13 protein-coding genes are annotated in these 10,230 nt (G+C 47.1%); 12 read left to right on the forward strand and 1 reads right to left on the reverse strand.

The genetic code is table 11. The features are described from left to right. From MHN01_RS07285 to MHN01_RS07340, 12 genes are all read left to right on the forward strand, one after another. The coding region (locus MHN01_RS07285) for a hypothetical protein (protein WP_239410714.1) at window positions 1–558 on the forward strand (558 nt) is incomplete at its 5' end. Beyond that, on the forward strand, window positions 551–1,051 hold the full coding sequence (locus MHN01_RS07290) for a hypothetical protein (protein WP_239410715.1): 501 nt from the start codon (window positions 551–553) through the stop codon (window positions 1,049–1,051). The genes MHN01_RS07285 and MHN01_RS07290, both read left to right, overlap by 8 nt. Beyond that, window positions 1,051–1,587, forward strand: a complete 537-nt coding sequence (locus MHN01_RS07295; protein ID WP_239410716.1) for a hypothetical protein — start codon at window positions 1,051–1,053, stop codon at window positions 1,585–1,587. The genes MHN01_RS07290 and MHN01_RS07295 overlap by 1 nt, the downstream gene beginning before the upstream one ends. Before the next feature lie 13 nt (window positions 1,588–1,600). Continuing rightward, complete coding sequence (locus tag MHN01_RS07300; protein ID WP_239410717.1) at window positions 1,601–2,215, forward strand: phage baseplate assembly protein V; 615 nt, start codon at window positions 1,601–1,603, stop codon at window positions 2,213–2,215. Window positions 2,216–2,222: 7 nt separating this feature from the next. Beyond that, the gene (locus MHN01_RS07305; RefSeq protein ID WP_239410718.1) at window positions 2,223–2,570 is read left to right on the forward strand and encodes a dTDP-glucose pyrophosphorylase; all 348 of its coding nucleotides are present in this window, start codon (window positions 2,223–2,225) and stop codon (window positions 2,568–2,570) included. Beyond that, window positions 2,567–3,433, forward strand: coding sequence for a baseplate J/gp47 family protein (locus tag MHN01_RS07310; RefSeq protein ID WP_239410719.1), 867 nt, complete (start codon window positions 2,567–2,569; stop codon window positions 3,431–3,433). The genes MHN01_RS07305 and MHN01_RS07310 overlap by 4 nt, the downstream gene beginning before the upstream one ends. Then, entirely contained in the window at window positions 3,430–4,074 is a 645-nt protein-coding gene (locus MHN01_RS07315; protein WP_239410720.1) for a phage tail protein I, read from the forward strand. The genes MHN01_RS07310 and MHN01_RS07315 overlap by 4 nt, the downstream gene beginning before the upstream one ends. A 2-nt stretch (window positions 4,075–4,076) precedes the next feature. Beyond that, on the forward strand, window positions 4,077–6,236 hold the full coding sequence (locus MHN01_RS07320; RefSeq protein WP_239410721.1) for a phage tail protein: 2,160 nt from the start codon (window positions 4,077–4,079) through the stop codon (window positions 6,234–6,236). A gap of 32 nt (window positions 6,237–6,268) precedes the next feature. Continuing rightward, complete coding sequence (locus MHN01_RS07325) at window positions 6,269–6,805, forward strand: adenine glycosylase (RefSeq protein WP_239410722.1); 537 nt, start codon at window positions 6,269–6,271, stop codon at window positions 6,803–6,805. A 4-nt stretch (window positions 6,806–6,809) separates the two neighbouring features. After that, window positions 6,810–7,499: a hypothetical protein gene (locus MHN01_RS07330; RefSeq protein WP_239410723.1), complete on the forward strand. Its 690-nt coding sequence runs from the start codon at window positions 6,810–6,812 to the stop codon at window positions 7,497–7,499. Continuing rightward, a complete protein-coding gene (locus tag MHN01_RS07335; RefSeq protein ID WP_239410724.1) occupies window positions 7,490–8,185 on the forward strand; it encodes a hypothetical protein in 696 nt (231 codons plus the stop codon). The genes MHN01_RS07330 and MHN01_RS07335 overlap by 10 nt, the downstream gene beginning before the upstream one ends. A gap of 1 nt (window position 8,186) precedes the next feature. Next, entirely contained in the window at window positions 8,187–8,384 is a 198-nt protein-coding gene (locus tag MHN01_RS07340; protein WP_239410725.1) for a hypothetical protein, read from the forward strand. A gap of 864 nt (window positions 8,385–9,248) precedes the next feature. On the opposite strand, the gene MHN01_RS07345 is transcribed toward MHN01_RS07340, so the two are convergent. Further along, window positions 9,249–10,230 (reverse strand): hypothetical protein (locus tag MHN01_RS07345; RefSeq protein ID WP_239410726.1); only part of this gene is annotated, 982 nt, incomplete at its 5' end.

Here is a 10,230-nt window from a genome sequence, read left to right on the forward strand (position 1 = left end):
GCTGAATTTGTTTCTGGCCACGAGCAATCGTTGATAGAGCTGGCCCTTGCAGACTTCAGTCGGTATCGGCCTCATCTGAGGCTTGCCACTATTCAGCTTAAGAAAGGCGTTGAGCTGTATCCCGCACCCGATGATCTTATTTCAGTTCGTCATTGCCTGTACGGGCAGAGCCAGCGCCGACTGCTGCAGCCGTGGCAACAGGGCTACCCAAAGCAATTGCCTAAGGTAAGCCGGATCGATGATCAAGACGGTAACCGCCTGATTAAGCTTTCACATTTTCCTGCCTATGACGTGCTGAGCTCTTGTGGCTATGCCTTGACCTACAGCTACCACGGCCAGCGAACTATCAAGGGGGATGTGATTGATATCGAGACTCAGGATATCCCGCTATTGCTGCTGAGGGCGATAGCAGAAGCCGTTAAGTACATCGCAATTCACCACCTTAATAAATCGGTATCAGTACGAAACAGCATCGGAGGCGAGGCGAAGAACGGCACGCCAGCGGCGATTCATCAGCAGTTGATGGAACAGTTTGAACGGCAGGTGCAATGTGCGTGAGTTCTCGGTAAGTATCGATACATCAGTGCTGGATGAAGCTTTTCGGGCTGCGCCTGGAACGCTGGTTGCTTATCTCAAAGATGGAGTCTCAAGGGCAGGCAGTGAAGTTTCTCGAGAAGCCAGGGAAGAAGCCCCTAAGGCAGAATCAACGCTGACGAACTCTATACGCAGTAATGCTGCAGGTGAACTACAGCGCATGATAACCAGCAACCAAATCTATAACAGTTTCGTTGTTGCACCAACGGGCCGCCAAGGCATGCCGCCGCTGCAGTCGATTCTGGACTGGGTGAAAGTAAAGCGCCTTAATCCCCGCAATCCTAAACATACGCAGTCAGATCTCGCATTCATGATTGCCAGGTCCATTGCCCGGAACGGCACCGCACCCAATGATTTCTATGAACGTGCAGCCGATGCCAAGGCGGATAAGGTTGCGAAAATCCTCAATGCATCGGTCGCTGCAGGGCTTAAGGCCGCTGGGCTAGGGAGCTTGTGATGGAAGCTGCTCAACGAAATATCAATTCCATATTAAATGGGATAACCAATGCCTTTAAGAATCAGCACCCAGCGCGAGAAGTAACCCGTAGCTGGCAAGCCCGCAACGCCTACCAGAACCGAGATTTAGAACCCGGTGTACTGACAGTGGTTTATACCGGAGAGATCCCAAACGATGCTTACGCCACTTATATTCGTTTCCTGGTAATCGGGCGGGTTTACTGTGGCATGAAGGCAAAGGGTTTAGATGTTGAACAAGCTGAGCTTTCTTTCCTGCAGCAGTGGCGAGAGTTTTGTTCCTCCAGTACATTCGGCAATATCTCTATGACATCGGTACAGACTTCCCAACAGCAAGAAGCACCAGACGGCTGGTTCATCGCGGAGTGCAAAGCAGGCCCTTACGATTTAGCCGGCGAAATTGATTGGTTGCCAGTTGGCCCAAGCGAGGTACCGGAACAGATTATGGCATCACAGTCACCAGATATCGGCTTTGGTCATGAAGCTGATTATTTTCCCGTTTCGGATTCAGACCTATGAGTGATCTGGCTTTATGAAAGACCTGACTCAGCATCAACTGATTCGCATGCTCAGTGAAATGATTCAGTTTGGTGTGATTGTCGATGTGCAAGCCAAGCCACTGCGCTACAAGGTGAAATTCAATGAGCATCTAACCAGTGACTGGCTTCGCTCTAATGTTGGTCATGCTGGGAAAGTCAAAGACTGGCATCCACTGCAGAAGGGCGAACAGGTTGTTGTGCTCAAGCAGTTCGGCATGCATGGCGGGTTCATTGCTGCCAGCTTAAACCAGAATAGCTTTGACCAGCCGAAAGATAATCTGAACCTGTTCTATCGTGAATTCCCTGACGGTACCTGGCTGGAATACGACATGGAGGATCACAAGCTATCCGGCAAGGTGACAGGCACCGTTGATCTTAACGTGGCGGCAGAATTTAGGGTTGAATCGCCCAAAATCGTGCTGGTTGGTGACATAGAGCATGATGGTAAGCAAGCCACCACAGGCGATATCTCATCGGGAGCCAATATCACAGCGGCAAATAACATTTCCGATAGCGTTCGATCTATGGCGGGTGACCGTGAAATTTACAATGGCCATGACCACAACCACGGTGATCCGAAGACCAGCAAAGCCAATCAGAGTCAGTAGGTGATGTATGGCCACAGGTATCGACGAAAACACAGGTCAAATCATTAAAGGTGTCGCTGAGCTCAAGCAACGCCTTCAGCGCTGTATGCGTACCCGCAAAGTTACCGTTCCCCTCAACCGCGCTTATGGTTCAAACCTTCCGTACCGTATCGACCGAAACATTACCCCTGAGCTGGAAATGGATATCTACGCCGATGTCGCTGACATGATTGCATACCCTCCGAATGAGTTTAGCGACGAGATAAAACTCAACAAAGTGTGGTTAGAGCGGGGCGAGAACAAGGTGATGATAGGGCTGGAAGTGACGCTGCTATTTGACGGTAGTGTAGAGAAAATCACAGGGCTGAGCGTGTGAGTCAGATTGACGTTTCTCAACTGCCTCCGCCAGAAGTGGTGCAGCAGCTCGATGCCGTCAGCACCCGAACAAGGATGCTGAACCGCTACGCCGAACTGCAGGGCGTCGACGTGCCTAAGGTAGGCGACCCGCTGCACAATGCGGTGTCTGCTATGTCCGAAGAAGTTACCCGTGCCCGGCAGGAGTTTCAGGATATTTCCCTCGAGAACATGGTGGCCTTTTCAAGCGGCGCCAACCTGCAGCACCTGGGTGCAGCAAGGCCTGTAGAGAAATTTGATAAAGAAACCGATGACCAGTACCGCCGCCGGGTTCAAATGGCCCCTGAAGGTTTCAGCGTCGCAGGCCCTGATGGCGCCTATATTTTCCATGCCTTGAATGCTCATGAAGACGTGTTGGATGCCAGTGTTTTAAGCCCGACGCCATTAAAGGTCGACCTCTATGTACTCAGTCGCACTGGTGATGGCGTTTCTTCCCCAGAGCTTTGCCAAACCGTGTTTGATTATCTGGATGGGCAAACCAAACGTCCATTAAACGATCACCTCGATGTGTATTCGGCTTCCATAAAGCCTTATCGAATCGTGGTTGAGCTACACATGCCGCTCGGTCCTGGCGAAAGCCAGACCATTAACACAGCCTGGCAGCGCCTCAATAAACTCGCAGAAGATACTCACGTTCTTGGCGGCGAGGTTGCTTTGTCCGCCCTTTATGCTGCAGCACATGTAAAAAGTGATGATATAGCTGGCAGCTTTCAACCAGTGACCAAGGTTGACCTTATTGAACCGTTAGCCGGTATTGAATGCGCTAAGTCTGAAGCACCATATTGCACCGAGATTATTGTTCGTAAGGCGAGTGGGGCTGTATGACGGATTTTGTCAGCACCTTGCCGCCATCAGCCAGTTCGATGGAACGAGCTTTGGAGCAAGTCTTCTGGGAAGAAATTGCACAGATTGAACGTGAGATTAGAGATTTTCTCAACCCTTATAAGTGCCGGCTCGATTTGTTGCCGTACCTGGCATGGGAAGTCAGTGTCGATGATTGGGATGATGCCTGGGATGAAAAATATAAGCGCAATGTAGTCGCCAAAGCGTTGGAAATTCATACCTACAAAGGAACACGTTACGCGATCGATAAAAGTATCGAAGCCATTCGTGCTGACTCTATTAGAGCCGTCGAGTGGTTTGAAGACCCGGATAATCTTGCACCTGCTGAGTTTCGGGTGGAGCTTATCTCACAAGGTTCTCCAGTAGACGCCGCTACCTATCCGGAAATCACCCGGGCTATCAACAACGCCAAAAATACCCGCTCACACCTCAAAGGCATCACTATAACCAGCCGGGTAGAAACCCCTGAGAAGCGTATCGCCCTTAGCCGGCAAACAAAGCAGGTTCGCTCAGGCCCATGGACGATCAGTTCAATGGTAAGCACATCTCTTAATGCCATGGTGTGCTTGTCACGAGTAACCGTTCAGGTCCGTTCCGGCCCATTGCCATTAAGTTTGGAGTAAAAATGACAGCCTTAGTCCCTGAAAATCAACAACAGTACGGCTCCATTTTGACCATTACCGGGGAAAGTGCTGAACAGAATAGTAAAGTGCTGAAACAAAGTGTTGAGATCACCCATATTGCTTTTGGTGATGCCAATGACAGCTATGTGCAGCCAGACCGTAACGCCACATCATTGGTCAATGAGATTGGCCGTATTCCCGTCAATGCCGTTGATGTACAGCAGGCCACACCTGATTCAGTTCCCATGCTGCGGGTTGAAGCTATTTTACCGCCTGACAAGTATGACTTGGTGATTCGCGAGTTTGCTGCCGTAGCCACATTTAATGGCAAAGAGCTATACCACGCAGTCGGTAACTGCGCTCGCCTTTATGTTCCTAAGCCCGCTAATAACGGGAATATGCATACACCTATAACATTGGAAATGTTCTATGTGATTACCTCCGGCGAGGCGATTGTAGAAATTGATCCAAGGTCGGTACATGCGAGTAGGGAGTGGGTAAAAAAAACAGCAGTACAATATATTGAGAATAAAATCGAGGTATTAAACGGCGTTTTTGAAGCTGGCTGCATTGTGAAAACTTTAGGCTATTACAGTGCATTTGATGGCGGTGAGGATGAGTATGTTATCAGCAAGGTCAAGATGCATGATCTTGCATTCCAAACCAAAAATGGATTGTGGGCAAACAGCCAAGAGCTCAAAAAGAAAGAAGTTGATATCAGGAAGTTTGGTGCAATTGCAGACTGGTCTAGTGATGGTCTTGGAACTGATAATTACTGGGTGTTGCAAACGCTGATTGATAATGATGTTAACAAGTTGACGGGTAAAGGATTCTTTGGGTTATCAAAAACGGTTATTTGCCGCCGAAATGGCATCAAACTACATTCTCCGTCATCGGATGAGTTCCGGTTTTATGCCAACGTCGCAAACCTACATTTGTTTGATGTCGGAACTGAGAACCTGGATGAGCCTGGCGCGACGGTTAAGTATTTTACGGCCAAAGGAGTCGGGTTCGGCAGCGACAGCTGGCTGTCAAACTGCTACGGGATCAAGACAACAAATGATGAATACCTGGATATAAAAAAATGTGTATTCACCTCATTAAGCAAAGGTTTGTCGATGGCGGAACAAGCCAACGAAACTTCCATCAAGGCCAAGGTTGATGATAATCTTTTTTACCATTGTGGCTGGGGTATCTATGGCGGCCAAACGCGTGTGGCAGACATGGATATGACGAAAAATACCTTTCAGAATCCACACCAGGGGGCTGGGTATTTTGGTTATCTGGATGGCGGAACTCATAGCGGGAATAAAGTTTTTAATGAGTTAGCGGTTGAAAACAAAGGTTTCCAGTATATTAAGCCCATATGGTTGAAATTTAATGACAATGACCTGTTCGAGCTGGGAGGAAAGGGGCTTGAAATTCAGTCTCCGCTAAATACAACATTTAACTCAAATACCTTTGTTAAGTGCGGAAAGATTAATAGAGCGGCATCTATATCACTCGTTCGTTTTCCTATTACGCGCCGTAAGATGAACTCTGAATTTGAAAATACAAAAATTGTGTCGGCCTATGGTTCAGCAGTCAGTATTTCAGATTTGGAAGGCTTGCAGTTTAAGGGCACTAAAATTGATGGTGTTGGTGAGGGGGCTGAGTCTGGCCCATATGATGGCTTTGTCGTAACAAATAGTGATATTGAGTTGCTGGATGTTCAATTGGATGGTCAGGGTTCAACCAGTGAAGCAGGTAAGGGGCGCTATTGGCTGAATGCCACAAACTCAACGGTTGCTGTGCGCCAGCAGCAAAAAGTTATTAACTGGACCATGGGGGAATACTTATATGGAACCTCTGAAATTTTCGTTAGCGAAGGGGATTCAGTAAGAAAAATCAGCGCAAGTATTACAGCCTCACTGCTAGACGATAAGTTCGTAAATGACGGGGAGTTAACCTCTTCTGCATATATCAACTTGCTGTCGGCTAAACGATGTCCGGGGAAAAAATATCACCTGACAAAAACGGATGATTCAATTTATTCAATGATTTTTTCTGCCGCGCCTGGTGAGAATATAAATGGGAACCCACAAATGGGTGTTAGTACCAAATACGGGAGCTTGGTCATTGAGTCTGTAAGTGATGGGTGGATTGTATTGTCAGCTAATTAAAACAGCTAAGACCACCATAGAGAGAAATACTAATGCTAACCCTAGACGGCACCCAGCTCCCACTAAAGAACCAGCGTATCAGCGTTCGCCAGCAACTGGCCGGAAAAGATATGTCCGGCCAGACGTCGGCAACAGACCTGGCGGAAACGGGCAGCAAGGGCAAAATTCTTACTGTATCTGGTGTTGTGCAATACAAGAACAAGTCACTGTTAACCCGCCTCTTCACCATGGCTGAAAAGCTCGATGACGGGGCAAGGCATATCTACCGTATCAGCAACCGCACGGCGGAAACCCTCAAAATCCGCCAGGTGAAATTTCAGGGCCAAATCAAGGCCGACGAGCAAGAAGGCCTGAAGCAGTGGAGTGTGTCTTTCGAACTGATTGAGCACCTTTCCGTACCGGAACGCGTCGAGCAGCGCCAGCCGGATAAACCTGCCGCCCAGCAGAAAGTGCAGGGTGTACAAACACCGGTTGAAGCCGGGAGTGCTGAAGATGTGCCACCGGGCAGCGAGGTTGAACTAACGGGCGTGATGAAGGTGCTGAAAACCATCGATAACGCCCTAGCGTGATTCTATGACAGCAAACAACAAATTCCTTTGCCGGGTATACCTCGGCAAGGCCAAGACAAAGGCAAAAGACCACCGTATTGTTTTTGATGAAAACACGCCGGGCCGCTGCTCTCTAACTGTCGAGGGCAACCCGGAACCCAATACTCTGATCGCAATTGATTTGGGTTGGGGCGATGCCATCAACCGGGTATTCCTCGGCTATGTGGAGCGGGTGAACCCAGTTGAAAACGGTTGGTCATCCCTATTTTGCCGAGAACTGGCGGCAATCCTGTATAAACCGCTCAACATTATCATGCGCCATCCCACCTTGATGCAGCTGCTCAGCGAAATTACCAACAAGACAGGCCTGCAGTTTGTTGTACCCGAAAAGGCGTACAGCAAAAGTGCCATTCCGTGTTTTTACAGCGACGGCAACGGCTATCGGGTGATGGACGAACTGGGGCAGGCATTCGGCATTGATGATCTGTTCTGGCAGCAGCAGGGTAACGGGCAGATTTATGTCGGCAGCTGGCAGGATTCGTTCTGGGCCGATAAGCCGATTACTATCCCGAACCAGCTAATGACCAACCATAGCGCCACTAAATCAGTTTCTATTCCGGCCATACCAAAAATCAGGCCGGGCGTAATGGTGAACGGCATCCGCCTGACCGGCGTCGAGTTCACAGGAACGGAGGTGAAAATCACATGGATGTAAAAGCTATCAAGCGCATCATCTTCCGCCTCTTCCCTGAAATGACAGGCCGCTGGCATCTGCCAAGGTGGGGCAAGGTCACAGCCTTGCCCGAGCTGCCGGAAGAAGGCGACTTGTCTGATCGTTTCTATCCCCATTATGCGGTTGATGTTCAGCTGCTTGATGAAAAGGGGATGGAATACCAGGACAAACCACCACTGCAGGCGGTACCGCTGCCGGTGCCGGGGCTGGGTGAGTATGCCGGGAGGTTAGAACCGCCCGCTATCGGTAGTATTGTCGAGCTGGGTTTCATGTTCGGCCAGCCGGATAAGCCCTTTATCCGTTGCGTGCTCCCGCTGGGCTTCAAGCTACCGGCTATCAGGGAAGGCGAGAGCAGGTACCAGCAACGGCAGGGTGTGTACCACTTGGTTGATAAGGATGGCAACTTTGAGCGCAAGACGGACAAGGACGATATCATTGAATGCCTTAACCAACGTATCAAGGTATTGGAAGAGCGGGTCACCGAAATCTCAGGCAACGACCGTCTGACCGTATCTGAAGACCTCATCATCAAAGCCCAGAACATCACCGAGGATGCCGACACCATCAAACTGAACGGCGGGAAAGGTGTTTGCACTGGCGGGACTTTTTGTCCATTCACAGGCAAAACTCACGTAGATGTATCAACCACCGTATTCGCAGGAAAGTAATATGGCACTAAGCAAAGCATCATTGAAACAGAAACTGGAAAAGGAACTGGAAGCCCAGGGCTTTGTGCTTACCGGAGAATTCGCCATGGCGGGTAAGATGGCCGAGGCCATAGCGAACGCCGTGGTGGATGAGATCACCCAGAACGCTAAAGCCGATGTAAAGGGTGGCAGCTCGGGAGGGCAGCATTCAATCGTCTAACCTGTAGTCTTTATTCCTACCACAAGCGCCCACACCGGGCGCTTTCTTTTTGCCTGTCCATCCTTCGCCACAAACCCCACTAAACCAACCACAGCCCGAACAGCTAACACGCAGCCACGGAATGAAGGAAGCACGTCACGGAATCCGCACTCCTCCTCCCCACCTGCGACGTTTTCGAAGTCGGTTTTTTTCATTTTTATTTTCGTGCAATTTATACCGCCAGCCCGCGCCGTTATTGGGGGCTGGCGGCCAAACCAGAATTTCAAAAATTGAAAAAATATGAAGAAAATTGCAAAAGGGATGATCTCTAATGATCTCTTTGATTGGTTTAAGCTGTTGATTTATATGAAGAGTAGTTGTTTTTCGTCAGGTTTGGTGATGATCCGACGATTTCGTTAGACGATCAGCAAAGCGGCGGGAAAGCCAAGTACACCAAGGGCTCACAGCCAATAACGCTGTAAAAAAGGAATTTCAATTTTGTTCAGTTCAAAATGGGCCAGTCCGATAGCGCAGTAGGGCATGATAGCTACACGAAAACGCCAGTTTCCTTAAAAGTCCTATCTTGATTGGTGTTATGCTGTAGAAACAGTCAATGACTGTAAATTCCAATGATCAAGGAATCTACAGTATGAGAGCCAAAGCGCAGGCTCGAGCCCTCTTACCGAAAGAAAACAAGCACCTATAAACAAACTTTTCTTTGAGTCTGGTTTTCTGTACCTAAGCGGTGTCTATATCTTGAGAATTTCAGATAGGTGTAATGTTCGAAAGTTTGAAATAGTAGTGCTAAATCTATATTCAAACTGGATAGATAAAGATAGACTTGAAACAGAGTTTCAAGTCTAGAGAAAAATACTATTTATCGTACTAGGGGGTGTCTTTGATAGTTGGACTTATGCTGCTTGAAATAGATGAGATTTCAGCTTTAATTTTCTTTCGATCTTTTGATAAAAATACTACATTTTCAGATAAAGCTTGCAACAAACTAGATATATCGTTTAGGTAGCTCAAGCAAAACTCCCTATCCTTATATTTTTCCTTATCGCTAGCACAATAAATTGAATAATGAATATGAAAAGGTTTCAGTGCCAATTCTAATACTGAATTCAGGTGCTTTAAAGCAAGTTGTTTTGAGGGGGGGAGTTCTTGAATCAACACATAATCATCTAGGCTGAAACCTCCTGTTGCATCTTGCTCACTAATTCTAAAGTACTTGCTAGCAATTTGAGTACAAGTAAAAATAACATTTCGTAAATTTAATAACAAATCATAATGCCCTAAGTGGACTATTTCCTTTACTTCATCACTGTAATGATAAAGATCGAACATCTGCAATGAACATAATATATTATAATTGTAATAGTTATATTCATATCCATATTCATCAATAGTTAACTCATCATCAGATATCTTATTTAATCCGGCAAAAACCCTTAGTCTATCGATAATATCTATAAGATCAATAAACCAGTCAGGAGGGCTTAGCACATTAAGGGTGATTATAGAGTGTGTTACAATATCCCCTAACTCTGGCTCACGATTTATTTTCAAGTCAAGCTTCTCATATATTGACAGAAAACCAGAAACAATCCAGCCTTTAGGTTTAGAAAGTTCATAAAAGTTCTCACTAAAACAAGAAACTATCTCTCTCTTTAGAAAAGAAAACGTATGATCTTTATCAAGGCTTTTTTCATCTAACTCATAAATAACATTCTCAAAGCTATTATCATTGAATAAATTTTTATATAGCTTTTCTTTAATAGAAAAAGTAAATCGGTTGTCGTATTCTTCCTCTAATTTTACGAGCATTGTTTCAAACTGTTCATAGTGAATCTTATACTTCTGAAAA

The sequence above is a fragment of the Photobacterium sp. OFAV2-7 genome (assembly GCF_022347985.1).
Classification (GTDB): Bacteria; Pseudomonadota; Gammaproteobacteria; order Enterobacterales; family Vibrionaceae; genus Photobacterium.

Bases quoted from the DNA above. Each gene is read 5' to 3' on its own strand.
- MHN01_RS07295 (WP_239410716.1), top strand. From the start codon at position 1,051: ATGGAAGCTGCTCAACGAAATATCAATTCCATATTAAATGGGATAACC.
- MHN01_RS07300 (WP_239410717.1), top strand. From the start codon at position 1,601: ATGAAAGACCTGACTCAGCATCAACTGATTCGCATGCTCAGTGAAATG.
- MHN01_RS07305 (WP_239410718.1), top strand. From the start codon at position 2,223: ATGGCCACAGGTATCGACGAAAACACAGGTCAAATCATTAAAGGTGTC.
- MHN01_RS07315 (WP_239410720.1), top strand. From the start codon at position 3,430: ATGACGGATTTTGTCAGCACCTTGCCGCCATCAGCCAGTTCGATGGAA.
- MHN01_RS07320 (WP_239410721.1), top strand. From the start codon at position 4,077: ATGACAGCCTTAGTCCCTGAAAATCAACAACAGTACGGCTCCATTTTG.
- MHN01_RS07325 (WP_239410722.1), top strand. From the start codon at position 6,269: ATGCTAACCCTAGACGGCACCCAGCTCCCACTAAAGAACCAGCGTATC.
- MHN01_RS07330 (WP_239410723.1), top strand. From the start codon at position 6,810: ATGACAGCAAACAACAAATTCCTTTGCCGGGTATACCTCGGCAAGGCC.
- MHN01_RS07335 (WP_239410724.1), top strand. From the start codon at position 7,490: ATGGATGTAAAAGCTATCAAGCGCATCATCTTCCGCCTCTTCCCTGAA.
- MHN01_RS07340 (WP_239410725.1), top strand. From the start codon at position 8,187: ATGGCACTAAGCAAAGCATCATTGAAACAGAAACTGGAAAAGGAACTG.